Source organism: Candidimonas humi, assembly GCF_019166065.1.
Lineage (GTDB): Bacteria > Pseudomonadota > Gammaproteobacteria > Burkholderiales > Burkholderiaceae_B > Candidimonas > Candidimonas humi.
Window position 1 is genome coordinate 639,387 of the sequence record NZ_JAHTBN010000003.1, and the last position, 19,137, is coordinate 658,523.

A 19,137-nucleotide genomic window follows, 5' to 3' on the forward strand; every position below is an offset into this window, starting at 1 on the left:
CCGCGGGTGTCGTTAGCCGGTTCAAAGGGACAAATCAAACAGGCATGAGTATGCAATTGCCCCCTGTAAATTGACATGGGGGTTTTACATAGGTTTATGGAAAACCCTTAACCGGTCGGGGCTGTTCAGGCCGGCGTCTTGTGCCGGTATTCGCAAAGATCGGCGATGCCGCACTGCGGGCACTTGGGCTTGCGGGCGATACATATGTATCGACCATGCAGGATCAGCCAATGGTGGGCATTGAGCCGGTATTCGGGCGGGACGAATTTTTCGAGCTTGCGCTCGACCTCGAGCACGGTCTTGCCGGGGGCGAGCCCGGTGCGGTTGGCGACCCTGAAAATGTGGGTATCGACGGCGATGGTGGGTTCGCCGAAGGCGGTGTTGAGCACCACATTGGCGGTCTTGCGGCCGACGCCGGGCAGCGCCTCGAGCGCCGCGCGGTCGTGCGGCACCTCGCCGTGGTATTGCTCGACCAGGATCTGGCAGGTGCGGATGACGTTGCGCGCCTTGGTGCGGTACAGGCCTATGGTCTTGATGAAGTCGGTCAGGCGTTCCAGCCCGAGGTCGAGCAGTCCTTGCGCGGTGCCATGCTGCGGAAAGAAATGCCGGGTGGCCAGGTTGACCGATTTGTCGGTAGCCTGGGCCGAGAGCATGACGGCGATGAGCAACTGGAAGGTGCTGCCGTAGTGCAGCTCGGTGGTGGGCGAAGGGTCGGCCGCCTGCAGTCGGGCGAAGATTTCCTTGCGTTTGGCGGCGTTCATGCGGGCCTCGTGTGGCGGCGCGCCCTGGCCCGGGCCAGGGCGTCGGCGATGATCCGGCGCTTGGCGTCCGCATCGTTGTGGGCGGCGCGCGCTACCGCAGCCTTGTTGGCCAGCGTCCGGGCGGCCAGCGTCGAATCTTCGTGGTGCTGCGCGGCCAGGCGGTCCTGGCGCCGTTCGTAGTCCTGGCGCGCGCGCTCGGCATGGGCGGCGGTCCAGTCGTGGCCGGCGGGCACCATGGCGATGCAGTCGACCGGGCAGGGTGGCACGCACAGGTCGCAGCCGGTACAGGCGTCGGCCAGCACGGTATGCATGAATTTGGCGGCGCCGACGATGGCATCGACCGGACAGGCCTGGATGCACAGGGTGCAGCCTATGCAATGGGCCTCGTCGATGACGGCGACCTGCAGCGGCCTATGTACGCCGCATTCGGGGTCCAGCGGCCGGGCCGGGCGGCCGAGCAGGGCGGCGAGCGCGTCTATGCCGGCCGCGCCGCCCGGCGGGCAGCGATTGATATCGGCCTCGCCCCGCGCCAGGGCTTCGGCATAAGGCCTGCAGCCGTCATAACCGCATTTGGTGCATTGGGTCTGGGGCAGGATGGCGTCGATGCGCTCGACCAGCGACGATGGATGCATGGCAATGAAATACGGCAGCCCGGGGCTGCCGCAGTGTGGCGCTATGGCAATGTTGCCGGGCCGCGCTTTGGCGGCGCCGGGCGCGTGTTGCGCCGCAAGGGCGCCGCGCGCGGCTTTTATGCCGACAGTTTTATGAACTCGGCTATTTTAGGGCAAATCGTTTCGCGCCAGCGCCGGCCCGAGAATATGCCGTAGTGGCCGCAGCGCGGCGCGGTGTAGCGCTGCTTGCGGTCTTTGGGGATATGGCTGCACATATCGAGGGCGGCATGGGTCTGGCCCAGGCCGGAGATGTCGTCGAGTTCGCCTTCGATGGTCAGCAGGGCCACGCTGCGGATGGCGCCCGGGTCGACATGCTGGCCATCGATTTCCCAGGTACCCAGAGGCAATTGATGTTCCTGGAAGACGGTCTTGATGGTGTCGAGGTAGAACTCGGCAGGCATGTCGAGCACGGCGTTGTATTCGTCGTAGAAGCGCCGATGGGCCTCGGCGTCGTCGTTGCTGCCGCGCACCAGGTGCAGGTAGAAGTCATAGTGCGAGCGCAAGTGGCGGTCGGGGTTCATGGCCATGAACCCGGCGTGCTGCAGGAAGCCCGGATAGACGCGGCGCCCGGCGCCGGGATAGCGGGTGGGCACGCGGTGGATCAGGTTGTCTTCGAACCAGGAGTACGCATGGGTGGTGGCCAGGCGGTTGACCTGGGTGGGCGACTGGCGCGTGTCTATGGGCCCGCCCATCATGACCATGCTGCGCGGCAGACAGGTTTCGCCCCGGGCGGCCATGAGGGATATGGCGGCCAGCACCGGCACGGTGGGCTGGCAGACCGAGATGACGTGCAGGTCGGGGCCCAGCAGGCGGATGAACTCTTCTATGTAGTGGACATAGTCGTCCAGGTGGAAGGGGCCCGCCGACTGCGGCACCATGCGCGCATCGACCCAGTCGGTGATGTAGACCTCGTGTTCCGGCAGCAGGCTGCGCACGGTGTCGCGCAGCAGGGTGGCGTGGTGGCCCGATAGCGGGGCCACCAACAGCACCGCCGGCGCCTGGCCGGCCGAGGCCGGGCGTTCGCATTCGAAATGCACCAGCTTGCAGAAGGGCTTGTCCAGGGCAATGCGGGGCTGTACCGCGGCCGCATGTCCGGCGATTTCGACGCTGTCTATGCCCCACTGGGGTTTTTCGTAGTCTTTGCCCAGGCGATGCACCAGTTCGTAGGCGGCGGCGATCTGCCGTGACACCGGCGTGTAGGCCAGCGGGCTGCAGGGGTGGGAAAACAGCTGGGAGCCGGTGTCGGTGAATGCTGCCAACGGGCTCAGGAAAGAACGCTGGAGATCGTAAAACTGGTACAGCATGGACATATGGGCCCCTCGTGGGAGTGGTTTTTTTTTGTGCCGGCTGCACATGTGGGCCGGGTCTCGGCCTCATGGGCGCATCGCGCGCCGCCCTGGGTGTCTTATGGCATTCGGGACGGTTCGATAGGCCAGGAGGTTCTATGCTAATTGCTAAGGTTAATACAAATACAAAATTTACAAGTACCAAATTAGCCGAATTAACAATCGTTTTCTACCGCAAGATCCCTGACGTTCCCGTAGTATCCGGCCGCAAGACCCTGTCCGGATTGCGGTTTTCGGGCGTCGGCGGGCATGGCGGGATTGCCGTAAAGCACGGCTGCCGGGCTGGCCGGATCCAGGCCGGTCGACGGCGGGTTTTTGCGGTTCGCCAGAGGCGATCGATGCGGCGAGACGCGCCTGGGGCGCGCCCGGCAAGGCCAGGCGGGGGAGCAGAAGAATATCGGCGGGCGGCCTGTAACGGTGCCAGCGGCAAGCGGGGCGGGCGCCGGGCGGCTCGCCTGCGTGGCGATCCCGGGAGACGTGCACGGCGTGCGCGCCGGGCGTCGCAGCGAGGCGTTTGTAACGGCTCGAAATGTTGCTGTGCCGCAACACAAAGTGGCCCGGTCCGGGCCGCATGCGGGCGTGCCGCCTAGCGTTCGAGGTATTTCAGTTTCCCTTCAACGCCGTTCCATTCGTCGGCATCTTCGGGGGCTTTCTTGGAGCGGTTGATGGTAGGCAGGCCGGGAGCCATTTCGGCATTCAGGGCGATGAACGGCACTTGGTCCTGGGGTACGTCTTCTTCGGCGAAAATGGCGTTGGCGGGGCACTCAGGCACACAGACGGCGCAGTCTATGCACTCGTCGGGATCGATCATCAGGTAGTTGGGACCCTCGCGGAAGCAGTCCACGGGACACACGTCGACGCAGTCGGTATATTTGCACTTGATACAATTTTCGGTCACGACGTGAGTCATGTAGAGCTCCAGCGGCAATCAGGGTAGCGCGATTCGCGCACGTATGAATTTTACCTAATAAGCATGGAGCGTCCGGCATAGACCTTCCGTGCCTGCCGGTCTTTGCGCTTGGCGTATCCGGGCGGCATGCGGGCCGCGGGGAGCATCCCGCCGCGGGCGCGGCGTGGCGCGCCATCACTGGCTTGGACAATATGCTATGGTAGCCAAAACGACCTGCGTGTTCCGATGATTATCACTTCGCTGCTCGATACCGATCTCTATAAATTCTCGATGATGCAGGTGGTATTGCATCATTTTCCGGCGGCGCAGGTCGAGTATCGCTACAAGTGCCGCAATCCCGGCATCAATCTCAGCATCTACCTCGATGAAATCCGCGCCGAAATCAAGGCGCTGTGCAAGCTGCGGTTTACCGACGCCGAGCTGGCATACCTGCGCGGGCTGCGCTTCATCAAGAGCGATTTCGTGGATTTCCTGGGGCTGTTCCACCTGCCCGAGAAGTGCATCACGGTGACGCCCAGCAGTGTTCCGGGGGAAATCGACATCACGGTGAAGGGGCCGTGGCTGCACACGATCCTGTTCGAGATCCCGGTGCTGGCGATCGTCAACGAGGTCTATTTCCGCAACGAGTGCCGCGATCCGGACTGGCGGGAAGGGCGCAAGCGCCTGCAATCGAAGATGCACCTGGTGACGGACGATCCGGCAATGGCGGAATTCCGGGTGGCGGAATACGGTACGCGCCGGCGTTTCTCGAAGAAGTGGCACGAAGAGGTCGTGACCACGATGATGGCGCAGATGGGGGCGAATTTCGCCGGCACCAGCAATGTGCTGCTGGCGATGAAGCACAATGTGACGCCGCTGGGCACGATGGGCCATGAGTATCTGCAGGCCTGCCAGGCGCTCGGGCCGCGGCTGCGCGATTCGCAGGTGTTCGCGCTGGAGGTCTGGGCCAAGGAATACCGTGGCGACCTGGGGATTGCGCTGTCGGATGTCTATGGAATGGATGCTTTCCTGCGCGACTTCGATATGTATTTCTGCAAGTTGTTCGACGGGGCGCGGCACGATTCTGGCGATCCGTTCCTGTGGGGCGAACGGCTGCTGGCGCATTATCAGGCCAATCGCACCGATCCGCGTACCAAGACGCTGGTGTTTTCCGACAGCCTGACGATCCCGCGCGCGATCGAGCTGGCGCAGCGTTTCGCGGGCCGCTGCAAGTTGTCGTTCGGCATCGGGACGAATCTGACGAATGATCTAGGGCATGAGCCTTTGCAGATCGTGATGAAGATGGTCCGCTGCAATGACCAGCCGGTGGCGAAGGTGTCGGATGCGCCGGAGAAGACGATGTGCGACGATCCGGCGTACTTGGCGTATTTGCGCCAGGTGTTCAAGCTGCCTCCGGTTTAAGGCCCGGTGGGCCGGGCTTGTCCATGGCGGGCTAGGCTCGTGAAGCGAAGGCACCGTGTTGCGCGGTGTTTTTTTATTCGGGTCGATGTGGGGCGCGGCGCGTAACATTATTGCGATCGGCGGGTGCTGGGCGTTGGCGCTGCGGCTCGCGGAAATGGAATAAGATCGCGGGCTTTGTTTTCTTTTTCTCTTTTTTCTCTTAGGTATTTTCTCTTTGGTAACTGGTTGCGGAGAGCACGATGAGTGAGATCAAGCGTTTCAATGTGGGCAAGCGCATGTCGGATATGACGGTATGCAATGGGGTGGCGTATCTGGCGGGCCAGGTGGCTGATGATGCGAGCCTGGACATGCAGGGGCAGGCCAAGCAGGTGCTGGCGACGATCGATCGGCTGCTGGCCGAGGCGGGGACGGACAAGACGCGGATTCTGCGTGCGCAGATTTTTGTGGCGAATATTGCGGAGTTTTCGGAGATGAACAAGGCGTGGGATGCGTGGGTGCCGGCGGGGCATGCGCCGGCGCGGGCGACTGTGGAGGCGCGGTTGGCCAGTCCCGGCTATAAGGTCGAGATTGTGGTGACGGCGGCGGTGTAGTTTTTTTTGTCGCTTTGTTGGGGGCCGCGTTGCGGCCCTTTGTTGTTTTGATCGCCGTGAATGTATGTACGTCGTGGGGCTGGTTTTTGAGACGCGGCCTAGAACGGGGCACCTCCCTCCGGTGCGATACCCCACGCACCTCCGGGAGATGCCCCGTTCTCTCCGCTCGTGGTGTAGGCGGGTGGAGGTTGCGGGCTTTGGTACGTCGCGGGTCTGCGTTCTTGGCCCGCGGCCTGGAACGGGGCACCTCCCTCCGGTGCGGTACCCCACGCACCTGCGGGCGGTGCCCCGTTCTCTCCGCTTGTGTCGTGGACGGGCATGGGTTTTGGTTTTGGTGCGTCGTGGAGTGGGTTCTTTGGGCGCGGCCTAGAACGGGGTACCTCCCTCCGGTGCGGTACCCCACGCACCTGCGGGAGGCACCCCGTTCTCTCCGCTCGTTTTGTAGACGGTTGGGCGGGGTTTGTTCTTGCGGGGTATTGCTGCGGGCTGGCGGATAGAAGCCCACCATGCGTCGTTGCGAACTCGTTGCGTGGGGTAGCCACGCGGCCTCGCCCGCGTCTAGCCTGGCGGGCTTCTGTCCGCCAGTGCGGCACCCCTTTTAGTGTGAACAGGCCCTAGAGCAGCAGGGCGGCTAGTGTGCCGCCCAGGGTTTCGCAGCGGGCGCGGTCGGCGGCGGTGATGTGCTTGGGGGCGGCGATGCGTTCGGGGGTCTGGGCGTGGGTGCAGACGATGAGGGCGGGGGCGATGGGGGTGAGGCGCCAGCCGGTGCAGATGCGTTCGGCCTGGCGCACGGCCGAGGCGCCGTCGCTGCCGGCGGCGATCATCAGGGCGTAGGGTGTGCCGTTCTTGCGGTCGAGCACGGGGTAGTAGCAGCGGTCGAAGAATTCTTTCATGGCGCCGCTCAGGGCGGCGAGGTTTTCGGGGGCGCTCAGGAGGATGCCGTCGGCGGCCAGCAGGTCTTTGGGGGTGGCGCGTGCGGCAGGGCGGACCAGGATGCGCAGGCGCGGGCCGGCCTGGAGTTCGCGCGCCGCCGCCAGGGCGCCGCGGCGTGCGGCGCGCGCCATTTGCAGGGCGGCGCCGGTGCGGGAATGCCAGATGATGAGCAGGGTCTTGGTATCGGACGGGTTCATGGGGGCGATTCGCCATGGCGTGGCGGACTACGGTAGTATCGCCTATGTGCTGCCCTAGCGCAGTGTCGCGTCCGTATGAGCTGTATTTGCGCCCATGTCTCCGATAGTTTCTTCCGATGATGATTCCCCGCCCTTTGATGCGGACTGGCGGGCTCGCGCTTTTGCCGGGCTGGACGAGGCGGGGGCGGATCTGCTGTGGCGCGCGCTGCGGTGGGTGCGCGAGCCGCTGGCGGGGCTGCGGGCAAGCACGGGCGAGCCTTTGGCCGGGCATGGCGCGGCGGTGGTGGGCATTTTGGCGGAGCTGGGCACGGACGCGGTGACGCGGGCCAGTGCCTTGCTGACTTTGCTGCCGCCGCAAGCTTCGGGCCCGGAAGGGCGGGGGGGCGCGTCGGATCCGCTGCTGAAGGCTTTTGGGGCGGAGGTGATGTCTCTGGTGCAGGGCACACGCGCTTTGCTGCGCCTGGGGAATCTGGCGGGGCAGTCCAGCGATAGCGCAGCGGCGGGCGGGGACCAGAAAGAAAAGCAGCGCAAGATGCTGCTGGCGATGGCGGCGGATCTGCGCATTGTGCTGATGCGGCTGGGGTCGCGCCTGCAGTCGCTGCGCTGGTATGCGGGCTCGCGCACGCCGTGCCCGCCGGAGTTCGCGCGCGAGACGATGGAGCTGTACACGCCACTGGCCAATCGGCTGGGCATTTGGCAGTTGAAATGGGAAATGGAGGATCTGGCGTTCCGCTTCCTGGAGCCGGAGACTTACAAGGATATCGCCCGCCGGCTCGAGGAAAAGCGCAAGGAGCGCGAAGCATTCATCGAGGATACGGTGGGGCAGTTGCAGGCGGCGCTGCGCGATGCGCACATCGCGGCCGAGGTTTCGGGGCGGCCCAAGCATATCTACAGTATCTGGAACAAGATGCGCATCAAGCATCTGGACTTCGATCGGCTGTTCGATCTGCGGGCGCTGCGGGTGATCGTGGACGATGAGCGCGCCTGTTATGCGGCGCTGGCGATTGTGCATGCGCTCTGGACGCCGGTGTCCGACGAGTTCGACGACTATATCGCGCGGCCCAAGCCCAATGGCTATCGCTCGCTGCATACGGTGGTGTCAGACGCGCAGGGGCGTTCTTTCGAGGTGCAGATCCGCACGCACGAGATGCACCAGTTCGCCGAGTACGGGATGGCGGCGCACTGGCGCTACAAAGAGGCGGGTGCGCGCGGCGGGCAGCAGGTGGCGGCGGGCGGCTACGACCGGAAGATTGCCTGGATGCGCCAGTTGCTGGCCTGGGACCGGGATGAGGGCGCGGCAGGGGCATCGGCCTCGGTTCCCGCCGTCGAGGGCGAGGCCGACGCGGGGACGCCCCCGGTGCGGCGCAGCGCTGCGGGGCCGGCCTCGCCGTCTGCCGGCGACGAGCATATCTATGTGATGACGCCGCAGGCGCGGGTGATCGAGCTGCCGGCGGGCTCCACGCCGGTGGACTTCGCCTATTACCTGCACACCGACCTGGGGCATCGCTGCCGCGGGGCGCGGGTGGACGGCCAGATGGTGCCGCTGCTGACGCGGCTGGCCACCGGGCAGACGGTGGAGATCATCGCTGCCAAGTCGGGCGGGCCGTCGCGCGACTGGCTCAATCCGCAACTGGGTTTCCTGGCCAGCCCTCGCTCGCGCGCCAAGGTGCGGGCCTGGTTCAATGCGGTCGAGCTGCAGCAGCGTATTTCGCAGGGCCAGGCGCTGGTGGAAAAAGAGCTGCAGCGGCTGGGCAAGACGGCGATCAATCTCGAGCAATTGGCGCAGCAACTGGGCTTTGCCCGTGCCGACGATCTATATGTGGCGGCCGCCAAGGAAGAGTTCAGCCTGCGGCAGATCGACCATGCGCTGAACCAGCCAGCGCAGGCGGCGGCCGAGCCGGCCGCGCGCCCGGCCTATCCGAATGTGCAGGCGCGCGAGGTGCCGGCGGGCAAGAGCGGGGTGCTGGTGGTGGGCGTGGATTCGCTCATGACGCAGCTTGCGCGCTGCTGCCGTCCGGCGCCGCCGGACGAGATCGTCGGTTTCGTGACGCGCGGGCGCGGGGTCTCGATCCACCGCCGCGACTGCCCCTCGTATGCGGCCCTGGTCGAGCGCCAGCGGGAACGGGCGATTGCGGTGGATTGGGGCGACACCGGCGATACGGTATATCCGGTGGACATCAGCATACGGGCCAACGACAGCGCCAGCCTGCTGCGCGATATTTCCGAGGTGTTCGCGCGCCTGCGGCTGAGCGTGGTGGGGGTCAATACCCAGAGCCGCCGCTCCCTGGCGCATATGATCTTCACGGTAGAAGTGAAGAACGGCGAGCAGATAGGGCGGGCCCTGGCCGCGCTGAACGAGCTGCCGGGGGTGAGCGCCAGCCGCCAGTAGCGGGTTCTCCGGGCCGCCGGGGCCGCAGCTATAGTCGCAGCCCCAGTCACAGCCCCAGTCACAGCCACAGCTACAGCTACAGCTACAGCCACGGGCACGAGCACAGCCGCAGCCGCAGCCGGGGCTTCTGGCCGGGCAGTCGGGAGGCGCTCGCCGAAGCGCAGCCCTTTCCTGCCGGCCGCACACTGCTAAAATGGCCGATTGGCTCGGCCCGCCGACGGGTCTCGCAAGCCTGGGCGCCGCGCCCGGCCGGGCGGGGCATCGAGGCGTGCCGCAAGACCGGCCGGCGCTCGTACCGCTGCGTCGGACGCCCAGCCTCCTATGCAAACCAGGGGATGTTTCCTTGAAACCTTACAGCTTGCCCGACAGCCAGGGGCATTTCGGCCCATATGGCGGTTCGTTCGTTGCCGAGACGCTGGCGTATGCGCTCGATGAACTGCGCGAGGCCTACGATGCCTGCCGCGCAGATCCGCAGTTCCGTGCCGAATTCGAGTACGAGCTGAAGCATTTCGTGGGCCGGCCCAGTCCGGTCTACCACGCCAAGCGCTGGTCCGAACGGCTGGGCGGGGCGCAGATCTGGTTCAAGCGCGAAGACCTGAACCATACCGGCGCGCACAAGGTAAATAACTGCATCGGGCAGATCCTGCTCGCGCGGCGCATGGGCAAGCCGCGCATCATCGCCGAAACCGGCGCCGGGCAGCACGGCGTGGCGACCGCCACGGTGGCGGCCCGCTATGGGCTGGAATGCGTGGTGTACATGGGCAGCGAGGATGTGCGCCGCCAGGCCTCGAACGTCTATCGCATGAAGTTGCTGGGGGCGACGGTGGTGCCGGTGGAATCGGGCACGCGCACGCTCAAGGACGCGTTGAACGAGGCGCTGCGCGACTGGGTGACGAACGTCGAAAATACTTTCTACCTGATAGGCACGGTGGCCGGCCCCCATCCCTATCCGATGATGGTGCGCGATTTCCAGTCGGTGATCGGCGAGGAATGCCTGCAGCAGATGCCCGAGAGCGCCGGGCGCCAGCCCGACTACGTAGTGGCGTCGGTGGGCGGCGGCTCCAATGCCATGGGCATCTTCTATCCCTATATCGAGCACGAGGCGGTGCGCCTGGTGGGGGTCGAGGCGGCCGGCGAAGGCCTGGCCACGGGCCGCCATGCGGCTTCGCTGAATGCCGGCGTGGTGGGCGTGCTGCATGGCAACCGCACCTACCTGCTGCAAGACGAGAATGGCCAGATCATGGGCACGCATTCGATCTCGGCCGGGCTGGATTATCCCGGCGTGGGGCCGGAACACGCGTGGCTCAAGGACAGCGGACGGGCACAGTACGACTCGGTGACCGATGCCGAGGCGCTGGCGGCTTTTCACGATTGCTGCCGCACGGAAGGCATCATGCCGGCGCTGGAATCCTCCCATGCCATCGCCTATGCGGTGCGCCTGGCGCCCACGCTGGACAAGGACAAGATCATCCTGGTGAATTTGTCGGGGCGCGGCGACAAGGACATGCACACCGTGGCCGAATTCAGCGGCATCACCCTGTAGCGCCGGCCGGGAAAGAACGGGCAAAGCAGACCAGAACAGAATACAAGGACGCACATCCATGACATCCAAGACCGATCGCTTCCAGGCCGCGTTCGCCAGGCGCGCCGGCGGCACGGCCCTGATCCCCTACATCACTTCGGGAGATCCTTCGGTGCAGGTCACGCCGGCGCTCATGCATGCGCTGGTCGAGGCCGGCGCCGACATCATCGAGCTGGGCGTGCCGTTTTCCGATCCCATGGCCGACGGGCCCGTGATACAGCGTGCCGGAGAACGAGCGATCGCCCGCGGCGTGGGCCTGCGGCAGGTGCTGGACATGGTGGCGGAATTCCGGCGCGGCGACGCGGATACGCCGGTGGTGCTGATGGGCTATGCCAATCCCATAGAGAGCATGGGGCAGGACGCATTCATAGACGCGGCCCAGGCGGCCGGGGTGGACGGGGTGCTGGTGGTGGATTACCCGCCCGAGGAATTCGGCGATTTCGGCGAACGCCTGGCGCAGGCGGGCATGGCGCCCATCTTCCTGCTGGCTCCTACGTCCACCGAAGAACGCATACGCCGCGTCGGACAGATCGCGCGCGGCTATGTGTACTATGTGTCCCTGAAAGGCATCACCGGAGCCGGCAACCTGGACACGGACGACGTGGCCGCGCATCTGGCCGCCATACGCCGGCATGTGTCGGTGCCGGTGGGCGTGGGCTTCGGCATACGCGATGCGCAAAGCGCGGCGCGGCTGGCGCCGGTGGCCGATGCGGTGGTGATAGGCACCAAACTGATCGAGACGATCGAGGCCGCGGCGGCTGCGGGCGGCGCCGCCGGCGATCGGGCGGCGATCGAGGCGGCCAGGGATTGGCTGGGCGGCATACGCAGTGCGCTGGACCAGGCATGAGTATCGCGCCGTGGGCGCCGCGAGGCGTGTCGCCCGCGGCTGCAAGAGCGGGGGCGGGCGCATGCTTGCCGTCCCGAGAGCGGCAAGACTGCAATAAATGATCAAGGGGCGGATGCGTTCGCGCATCCGGCTATACAGAGGAATTCAGAAGAATGAGCTGGCTTGAAAAAATTCTGCCTCCGCGTATCAACCGCAGCACCGATCCGGGTGCGCGCCGCGTGCCCGAGGGTCTGTGGGTGAAATGCCCGTCGTGCGAGTCGGTGCTGTACAACGAGGATCTGGCTGCCACCTTGCATGTCTGCCCCAAGTGCGGCCATCACATGCGCATCGGCTCGCGCTCGCGCATCGCCGCGCTGCTGGATCCCGAAGGCCAGGTCGAGATCGGCGCCGACATACGCCCCGTCGACCCGCTCAAGTTCAAGGACACCCGCAAGTACCCCGAGCGCCTGGCCGAAGCCGCCAAGCAGACCGACGAAACCGATGCGATCGTGGTGATGAGTGGCAGCATCCTGGCGATGCCGGTGGTGCTGGCGTGTTTCGAGTTCGATTTCATGGGCGGCTCCATGGGCTCGGTGGTGGGCGAGCGCTTCGCCCGCGGGGTGCAGGCGGCGCTGAAGAACCGCACGCCCTTCATCTGCGTGGCGGCTTCGGGCGGCGCGCGCATGCAGGAAAGCCTGTTTTCGCTGATGCAGATGGCCAAGACCAATGCGATGCTCACGCGCCTGTCGGCCGCGGGCCTGCCGTTCATCAGCATCCTTACCGACCCGACCATGGGCGGGGTGTCGGCCAGTTTCGCCTTCATGGGCGACATCGTCATGGCCGAGCCCAAGGCGCTGATCGGTTTCGCCGGGCCGCGCGTGATCGAACAGACCGTGCGGGAAAAGCTGCCCGAAGGCTTCCAGCGTTCCGAGTTCTTGCTCGAGAAGGGCGCCATAGACATGGTGGTCGACCGCCGCCAGATGCGCAACGAACTGGCGCACCTGCTGGCGCTGCTGACCCGTCAGCCCGCCGACGCGGTGGCCAAGGCCTCCTGATACGAAGGCCGCGGGCCTTGCCTCATGGTCGCGCCAAGCGTCGTTGCGGGCTTGTTGTGTGGAGCGGCCACGCGGCCTCGCCCGCGCCTAGCCTGGCGCCCATTTACCCGCTAGTGCAGCGCCCCTTTTAGCGTCAACGGGCCCTAGAGCATGCGTATAGCGTTTCCCTACGATTACGTGCGGGTCGAGGCCGAGGTCATGGCCCATGTGCCCGCCTGGCGCGGCATGGGCTTTGCCGCAGTGGTGGCGATCGCGCGGGGCGGGCTGATGCCGGGCGGCATGATTGCCAGCGCCTTGTCGCTGCCGCTGTATGCACTGAGCTATGGGCGCGCCGGCCGTAAAGTGGGCTGGTTCACCGCCGAACGGCCCGAGCCCGGCGCCAAACTGCTGCTGGTGGAAGACGTGGCCGGACGCGGCACCACGCTGCTGGACTGCCGCGACTATCTGCTGGCGCAAGGCCACGAGTTGCGGATATTCGCGCTGGCCTATGACGAACAGTCGCGCATCGTGCCCGATTTCGGCATGCTAGTGCCGCCGGGATACGGCGCCCATTTTCCCTGGGAACGCGAGTCGGTGACACAGGCTTTTGCCGCCACCGGCAATCTGCCTGCGCGGCCCGAATACGAATACGGCTCCTGGGCCGTGGACCTGGACGGGATACTGGTGCCCGACCTGCCTGCACGCCTGTACGAGCAGGACCTGGCCCTGGCACTGTCCTTGCGCGATCTGCTGGAGCCCAGTCCGCTATTGCCGCCGCTGGACCTGGCTCGTGCCACGGTCATTACTGGCAGGCCCTGCCAGGACCGGCAGCGCACTCGCGCCTGGCTGGACCGCCATGGCTTCGGCGGCGCGCTGCTGATGCGCGACCCGGCCCGTCATGCTGCGGCGGATACCGCGCGTTTCAAGGCCGAATCCATACTCGAGCACTGCCATACCCATTTCATCGAAAGCGACGCCGCACAGGCCGCGCAGATCGCGGCGCTTGCGCCGGTGACGCGTGTCTTCTGGTGGGATGGTGCGCGCGCGCTGGCCTTGCAGGCGCGGCAGGCCGACCCGCTGGCGCGGGCCTGATCCATCCTTGCCCGCGCCGCGTAGCGGCTATGGCGCGGGCTGGCCGCGCCTGCCGGGCCCTTGCAGGCCCGGGGTCGATCAAGAACCCGTGTGGTGGGTCTCGACCTGTTCCAGCGGCTCGGCAGCAGCCACGGTTGCCGGCTTGCGGGCGCGGCCCAGCTTGACGGCAGGTGCGGGAGCGGGCGCGGCGGGCAGGCTCTGGCGCGTTTCGATCCATTCCATGCCGGCGGCCTCGATGACTTCACGCAGAGGGCTGCGCGACTCGGGGGTCGCCGTGGATTCGGATCGGGTCGCGTCAGACCGGGTCACGTCAGACCGGGTCACGTCAGACCGGGTCGCGTCAGATTGGGCCGTCGAGACGGGTTGCGCCTCGATAGCCGCGGCTGCGGCCTGGTAGGGCTGCGCCTGAGGTACGACTTGCTCCGGTGCCGCATCCTGTGTCGGGGCGGCCTGCGATGCGACGGCTTGTGCCGGGGCGGCGGCAGCTTGGGCTTCCGCCTCGGGCTGTGCCTCGGCATGTTCCGGCGTTTCGGCCGCCGGGGCCGTCGCGACGTGCGTCGCTACCTGCTCTTCCTGCACCGCTGCGCTGTCCGCGGCAGCTTCGGCGGCTACGCCGACAACAGCCTCGGGTTCGGCATGCGCCTGGGCGCCATGCTCTGCCGCGGCCGGCAGGGCGTCCGACGAGGCGGCTTGCGCTTCGGTGCGAGCGACTGGCGCTGCAGCGTGTGCGGCCTGCTGGACGGGCTCGCCTTCGGCGACCGCGAGCGGTGCTGCCACGTGGGCAGGCTCGGGGAAGGCGCCCATGGTTTCGGCGGCGGCCGGCAGAGTGGCCGGGTCGAACACCGGGGTTTCATGGGGAACGAAGGCGGCGGCTGGCGTATCGGCTTCGGCGGACTCGGCGCCCGTGGCATCGGCGCCACGACGGCCGCCACGACGGCTGCGGCGGCGACGGCGGCGGCGTTCGGGATCGAGCTGTTCGCCTTCGGCCTCGGGCGCGTTGTCGGCGGTGGCCGCAACGGCTTCGGTGTCGAGATCGCTCGTGGGCTCGTCGGCCGGAGCAAGCGGCGCGGGGACGGCGGATTTGGCTGCGAGTTCCGTCACGGCAAGCGTCGCGGCAGCCGCGGCGTTGTCGCCAGCTTGCGATTCCAGCCCTTGGGTTTCCACGGCCTGGGTTTCGGGGGCGGCGTCATCGCGGCGGCGACTGCGGCCGCGGCGATTACGGGTGCCGCGGCCCGCCTGGGCGGCGTCGCTGCGTTCTTCGCTTTCGGCGGCGGCGCCGGGTGCTTGCCGTTCGGCCGTTGCGGAGGCGTTTGCGGCCTCGGCGTCGTTGCGCCGGTTGCCACGGCCTTGCGGGCGGCGTATTTCTTCCATGCCTTCGGGCGCGTCGGCGCGCCGGCTGCCGGCGCCGCGGCGCTGGCGATTGCGCTCGCCATCGCCGCGCTCGCCGCGTTCGCCACGTTCGCGCCTGTCGCCCTGGCGTCCATTGCGGCCGCGCGTTTGCGAGGAGGCGGGCCGTTCCGTGCGGGCCGGCTCAGTAGCCGGTTTTTCGGCAGTGGCCGATTGCTCGGGGGCTGCGCCGGTGACCCAGTTCATGAAACGGCGGAACAGCCCGCCGCCGGCGCCGGCCGCCGCCGCGCTGGCGGGCGCAGCTTGCGCGACAGGTGGCTGCTGGGGCGTGGGCGCGGGTTGCGCCGGGGTGATGCCCTTGACCAGCGCCTCGGGGCGCGGCTTGGTTTCGTGTTCCTTGGGAGCCCAGACCACTTCGGTATCGGGGCTTTGTGCCAGCTCGAAGCTGGTCTTGATTTCTTCCAGGCGCGGGTCGTCGTGACGCAGGCGCTCGATATGGTGGTGCGGGGTTTCCAGGTGCTTGTTGGGGATCAGCACCAGGTTGACCTTGAGGCGCGACTCGATCTTGGTGATGTCGGCGCGCTTTTCGTTGAGCAGGAAGGTCGCCACGTCCACCGGCACCTGGGCATGCAGGGCGGCGGTGTTTTCTTTCATGGCCTCTTCTTGCAGCAGGCGCAGCACGTGCAGGGCGCTGGACTCGGCATCGCGGATCACGCCGGTGCCGTTGCAGCGCGGGCAGGTGATGTGCGAGCCTTCGTTCAGGGCCGGGCGCAGGCGCTGACGCGACAATTCCATGAGGCCGAAGCGGGAAATCTTGCCCATTTGCACGCGGGCGCGGTCGAAGTGCAGGGCGTCGCGCAGCCGTGTTTCGACGGCGCGCTGGTTCTTGCCTTCTTCCATGTCGATGAAGTCGATGACGATCAGGCCGCCCAGGTCGCGCAGGCGCAACTGGCGGGCCACTTCGTCGGCGGCCTCGAGATTGGTGCGTAGCGCGGTTTCTTCGATGTCGGCGCCGCGCGTGGAGCGCGCCGAGTTCACGTCCACCGCCACCAGCGCTTCGGTGTGGTCGATCACCACCGCGCCGCCCGAGGGCAGTTCCACGGTACGGGAATAGGCGGTCTCGATCTGGTGTTCGATCTGGAAGCGCGAGAACAGCGGCACGTCGTCGCGGTAGACCTTGACGCGTTGCACGTTGTCGGGCATCACCACGCTCATGAAGGCCTTGGCCTGCTCGGCGATGTCGTCGGTATCGATGAGGATCTCGCCGATTTCGGGCGAGTAGTAGTCGCGTATGGCGCGGATGACCAGGCTGGATTCCAGGTAGATCAGGATCGGCGCGGCGTTGTCGCGCGCGGCGCTGTCGATGGCGTTCCAGAGCTGCATCAGATAGGACAAGTCCCATTGCAGCTCTTCGACGCTGCGGCCGATGCCGGCGGTGCGCGCAATGATGCTCATGCCGCCGGGGACTTCCAGGCGCTCCATGGTTTCGCGCAGTTCCTGGCGGTCTTCGCCTTCGACACGGCGCGAGACGCCGCCGCCGCGCGGGTTGTTGGGCATCAGCACCAGGTAGCGGCCGGCCAGCGAAATGAAGGTTGTGAGCGCCGCGCCCTTGTTGCCGCGTTCTTCTTTTTCGACCTGGATGATGAGTTCCTGGCCTTCGGCCAGGGCGTCCTGGATGCGCGCGGTGCGCACGTCCACGCCTTCCTTGAAGTAGCTGCGGGCGATTTCCTTGAAGGGCAGGAAGCCGTGGCGGTCTTCGCCGTAGTTGACGAAGCAGGCCTCGAGGCCCGGTTCGATGCGAGTGATGATCCCTTTGTAGATATTGCCTTTGCGTTGTTCACGCCCGGCGGATTCTATGTCGAGGTCTATGAGCTTCTGGCCATCGACGATTGCGACGCGTAATTCTTCTTGGTGCGTCGCATTGAACAGCATCCGTTTCATGAGTGGTTTTCTCCGTAGTCATGACGCGTCGTTCATCGACGCGCGACCTCGGGTCACTCGGTGTGTAACGCTGCAAGCGAGCAGAACAGGGAAGGCAGGCTGATTATGTCAGCGTGGCCCACCCGGGAGTCAGGTAGGCACGGCGTACCGAAGGGCACGCAGTTCAATCAGCAGGAAGGTCAGGTTCACAATATGTCTGTGGTTGACAAGATGAGTGCTGGAACGACAGGCGCGAAGGATTTGCCGCGACTGGTGCATAAAACGAGACTGGACTTGCGTAGCTTTCAGCGCCGCACGCGGGTTGACGATATTGCCATGACGGGCGCGGCGCTATGCCGCTCCACCGTCGGGCAGGACTGAATTACCCCGGCGACCTAGTGACCCAGAAGCTGAAACGCAAGCAGTACAATAGCCCTTCTTTGCCCGACGGAGACGCATCCGTTGCATCTCTACGCCCGGCATTTTTCAGCTTCTATAGGCTGATGTGATTATATTTCCGCTTTCGTCCATGCGCAAACCCGATATGCAAGCAGCTGTTTTGCCCGCCGTGCGCGTCCTGCGCATCGACGCCGAGCAGGCGGGCCAGCGCATCGACAATTTCCTGATGCGCGTGTGCAAAGGCGTGCCCAAAAGCCATGTCTACAAGGCGGTGCGCAATGGCGAGGTACGCGTCAATAAGGGACGCATCGGCGCCGACTATCGGTTGCAAGAAGGCGATAGCGTACGTGTGCCGCCGATGCGCCTGCCCGCCCCGGGGGATGCCAGGCCGGTGCCGCCGGCGGTCTTTCCCGTGGTCTATGAAGACGACAGCCTGCTGGTGATCGACAAGCCGGCCGGCGTGGCCGTGCATGGCGGCAGCGGGGTGTCTTTCGGGGTCATAGAGCAATTGCGCGCCGCACGCCCCGGCGCCACCCTGGAACTGGCTCACCGGCTCGACCGCGAGACCTCCGGGCTGCTGATGATCGCCAAGCGGCGCAAGGCGCTGGTGGCGCTGCATGCCATGCTGCGCGAAGGGCTGGGCCGCAAGCAGTACCTGGCGCTGATATGCGGCGACTGGGTCAACGACAAGCAGCATCTGCGCCAGCCCCTGCTGAAGTGGCTGACCGCCTCCGGCGAGCGGCGCGTGCGGGTCGACCCCGAGGGCCGGCCGGCCCACACCATCGTCACGCTGCGGCGGCGTTACGGGGCCTACAGCCTGGTCCAGGCCGAATTGCGCAGCGGACGCACGCATCAGATCCGGGTGCACCTGGCCCATGCGGGCCATCCTATCGTAGGCGACGAAAAATACGGGACGGACGAGGTGCGGGCCGAATTCGCCCGCCTCGGGCTGCGGCGCATGTTCCTGCATGCCTGGCGCCTGGAAATCCCGCATCCGATCACCGGTGTCTCGCTGGAACTGGTGGCGGACCTGCCGCCGGCCTGCGTACAGGCGCTGGATTACCTGGAGCAGCATTCGTGAAGCCATATCGTGTCGTGGTGTTCGACTGGGACGGCACCGTCATGGATTCCACCCACAGCATCGTGGCCTCCATCCAGGGGGCTTGCGCCGACCTGGAACTGCCCGTGCCCCCCGCGTCCGAGGCGCGCTGGGTGATCGGCCTGTCCCTGGAAAGCGCCTTGCGCCGCGCCGTGCCGCAACTCACCGCCGCGCAATATCCGATGTTCCTGCAGCGCTACCGGGCCCATTTCCTGAGGCAGGATCCGGACCTGGCCCTGTTCGAGGGCATCGCGGCGCTGCTCGACGAACTGCAAGGCCGCGGCATACGCCTGGCAGTGGCCACCGGCAAGAGCCGGGTGGGGCTGGACCGGGTGCTGGCCAAGCTGGGCCTGCGCGAGGCTTTCGCTGCGACCCGCTGTGCCGACGAATCCCAGGGCAAGCCGCATCCCGCCATGCTGCTGGAGCTGATGCAGGAATTGGACGTCGAGCCCGCGGAGATGGTGATGGTGGGCGACACCTCGCACGACATCGAAATGGCCCACGCGGCGCAGGTCGATGGCGTGGCCGTCGAATACGGCGCCCACGACCGCGAAACGCTGCTTTTGTCCAGGCCGCTGGCAATGCTGCCCAGCGTGGCGGAATTGCGGGCCTGGCTGGCGCAGCGGGCCTGAAGGTCCGG

At 66.2% G+C, this 19,137-nt stretch carries 15 protein-coding genes; 9 read left to right on the top strand and 6 right to left on the bottom strand.

Translation table 11 applies throughout. The features are described from left to right. Positions 1–125: 125 nt before the first annotated feature. The 4 genes from nth to fdxA form a co-directional block, all read right to left on the bottom strand. Positions 126–761 (bottom strand): endonuclease III, encoded by a 636-nt coding sequence (gene nth / locus KVP10_RS09970; protein ID WP_217964390.1) that lies wholly within the window; start codon positions 759–761, stop codon positions 126–128. Beyond that, positions 758–1,393, bottom strand: coding sequence for an electron transport complex subunit RsxB (gene rsxB / locus KVP10_RS09975; protein ID WP_217964391.1), 636 nt, complete (start codon positions 1,391–1,393; stop codon positions 758–760). Before rsxB ends, nth begins: the two co-directional genes overlap by 4 nt. A 116-nt stretch (positions 1,394–1,509) precedes the next feature. Continuing rightward, positions 1,510–2,736: a polyhydroxyalkanoate depolymerase gene (locus KVP10_RS09980; protein WP_217964546.1), complete on the bottom strand. Its 1,227-nt coding sequence runs from the start codon at positions 2,734–2,736 to the stop codon at positions 1,510–1,512. Positions 2,737–3,364: 628 nt separating this feature from the next. Further along, positions 3,365–3,688, bottom strand: a complete 324-nt coding sequence (fdxA, locus tag KVP10_RS09985; RefSeq protein ID WP_217964392.1) for a ferredoxin FdxA — start codon at positions 3,686–3,688, stop codon at positions 3,365–3,367. 225 nt (positions 3,689–3,913) lie between these two features. On the opposite strand from fdxA, the gene pncB reads away from it, so the two are divergent. Both pncB and KVP10_RS09995 read left to right on the top strand, forming a co-directional pair. After that, positions 3,914–5,089, top strand: coding sequence for a nicotinate phosphoribosyltransferase (pncB, locus tag KVP10_RS09990; protein WP_217964393.1), 1,176 nt, complete (start codon positions 3,914–3,916; stop codon positions 5,087–5,089). 239 nt (positions 5,090–5,328) lie between these two features. Then, positions 5,329–5,679, top strand: coding sequence for a RidA family protein (locus KVP10_RS09995; protein WP_217964394.1), 351 nt, complete (start codon positions 5,329–5,331; stop codon positions 5,677–5,679). Between the two features lie 614 nt (positions 5,680–6,293). On the opposite strand, the gene KVP10_RS10000 is transcribed toward KVP10_RS09995, so the two are convergent. Next, on the bottom strand, positions 6,294–6,809 hold the full coding sequence (locus KVP10_RS10000) for a flavodoxin family protein (RefSeq protein ID WP_217964395.1): 516 nt from the start codon (positions 6,807–6,809) through the stop codon (positions 6,294–6,296). 94 nt (positions 6,810–6,903) lie between these two features. Between KVP10_RS10000 and KVP10_RS10005 the strand changes: the two genes are divergently transcribed. The 5 genes from KVP10_RS10005 (at position 6,904) to KVP10_RS10025 (ending at position 13,732) form a co-directional block, all read left to right on the top strand. Next, a complete protein-coding gene (locus tag KVP10_RS10005; RefSeq protein WP_217964396.1) occupies positions 6,904–9,198 on the top strand; it encodes a RelA/SpoT family protein in 2,295 nt (764 codons plus the stop codon). A 343-nt stretch (positions 9,199–9,541) separates the two neighbouring features. Continuing rightward, positions 9,542–10,741, top strand: a complete 1,200-nt coding sequence (trpB, locus tag KVP10_RS10010; protein ID WP_217964397.1) for a tryptophan synthase subunit beta — start codon at positions 9,542–9,544, stop codon at positions 10,739–10,741. 58 nt (positions 10,742–10,799) lie between these two features. Beyond that, complete coding sequence (trpA, locus tag KVP10_RS10015; RefSeq protein WP_217964398.1) at positions 10,800–11,627, top strand: tryptophan synthase subunit alpha; 828 nt, start codon at positions 10,800–10,802, stop codon at positions 11,625–11,627. Between the two features lie 152 nt (positions 11,628–11,779). After that, entirely contained in the window at positions 11,780–12,661 is an 882-nt protein-coding gene (gene accD, locus KVP10_RS10020) for an acetyl-CoA carboxylase, carboxyltransferase subunit beta (RefSeq protein WP_217964399.1), read from the top strand. A gap of 150 nt (positions 12,662–12,811) precedes the next feature. Then, positions 12,812–13,732, top strand: coding sequence for a phosphoribosyltransferase (locus KVP10_RS10025; RefSeq protein ID WP_217964400.1), 921 nt, complete (start codon positions 12,812–12,814; stop codon positions 13,730–13,732). 78 nt (positions 13,733–13,810) lie between these two features. Here KVP10_RS10025 and KVP10_RS10030 read toward each other — a convergent pair whose 3' ends face one another. Continuing rightward, entirely contained in the window at positions 13,811–17,020 is a 3,210-nt protein-coding gene (locus KVP10_RS10030) for an Rne/Rng family ribonuclease (protein WP_217964401.1), read from the bottom strand. Between the two features lie 508 nt (positions 17,021–17,528). Here KVP10_RS10030 and KVP10_RS10035 point away from each other — a divergent pair. Together KVP10_RS10035 and KVP10_RS10040 are read left to right on the top strand one after the other, a co-directional pair. Beyond that, a complete protein-coding gene (locus KVP10_RS10035; protein ID WP_217964402.1) occupies positions 17,529–18,479 on the top strand; it encodes an RluA family pseudouridine synthase in 951 nt (316 codons plus the stop codon). Beyond that, on the top strand, positions 18,476–19,129 hold the full coding sequence (locus tag KVP10_RS10040) for an HAD-IIIA family hydrolase (protein WP_217964403.1): 654 nt from the start codon (positions 18,476–18,478) through the stop codon (positions 19,127–19,129). The genes KVP10_RS10035 and KVP10_RS10040 overlap by 4 nt, the downstream gene beginning before the upstream one ends. The last annotated feature ends 8 nt before the right edge of the window (positions 19,130–19,137 follow it).

Coding starts and splice junctions, on each gene's coding strand:
- accD (WP_217964399.1), top strand. CDS start 11,780: ATGAGCTGGCTTGAAAAAATTCTGCCTCCGCGTATCAACCGCAGCACC.
- KVP10_RS10000 (WP_217964395.1), bottom strand. CDS start 6,809: ATGAACCCGTCCGATACCAAGACCCTGCTCATCATCTGGCATTCCCGC.
- trpA (WP_217964398.1), top strand. CDS start 10,800: ATGACATCCAAGACCGATCGCTTCCAGGCCGCGTTCGCCAGGCGCGCC.
- KVP10_RS10035 (WP_217964402.1), top strand. CDS start 17,529: ATGCGCAAACCCGATATGCAAGCAGCTGTTTTGCCCGCCGTGCGCGTC.
- fdxA (WP_217964392.1), bottom strand. CDS start 3,688: ATGACTCACGTCGTGACCGAAAATTGTATCAAGTGCAAATATACCGAC.
- KVP10_RS09980 (WP_217964546.1), bottom strand. CDS start 2,736: ATGCTGTACCAGTTTTACGATCTCCAGCGTTCTTTCCTGAGCCCGTTG.
- KVP10_RS10005 (WP_217964396.1), top strand. CDS start 6,904: ATGTCTCCGATAGTTTCTTCCGATGATGATTCCCCGCCCTTTGATGCG.
- nth (WP_217964390.1), bottom strand. CDS start 761: ATGAACGCCGCCAAACGCAAGGAAATCTTCGCCCGACTGCAGGCGGCC.
- KVP10_RS10030 (WP_217964401.1), bottom strand. CDS start 17,020: ATGAAACGGATGCTGTTCAATGCGACGCACCAAGAAGAATTACGCGTC.
- KVP10_RS09995 (WP_217964394.1), top strand. CDS start 5,329: ATGAGTGAGATCAAGCGTTTCAATGTGGGCAAGCGCATGTCGGATATG.
- KVP10_RS10025 (WP_217964400.1), top strand. CDS start 12,812: ATGCGTATAGCGTTTCCCTACGATTACGTGCGGGTCGAGGCCGAGGTC.
- pncB (WP_217964393.1), top strand. CDS start 3,914: ATGATTATCACTTCGCTGCTCGATACCGATCTCTATAAATTCTCGATG.
- rsxB (WP_217964391.1), bottom strand. CDS start 1,393: ATGCATCCATCGTCGCTGGTCGAGCGCATCGACGCCATCCTGCCCCAG.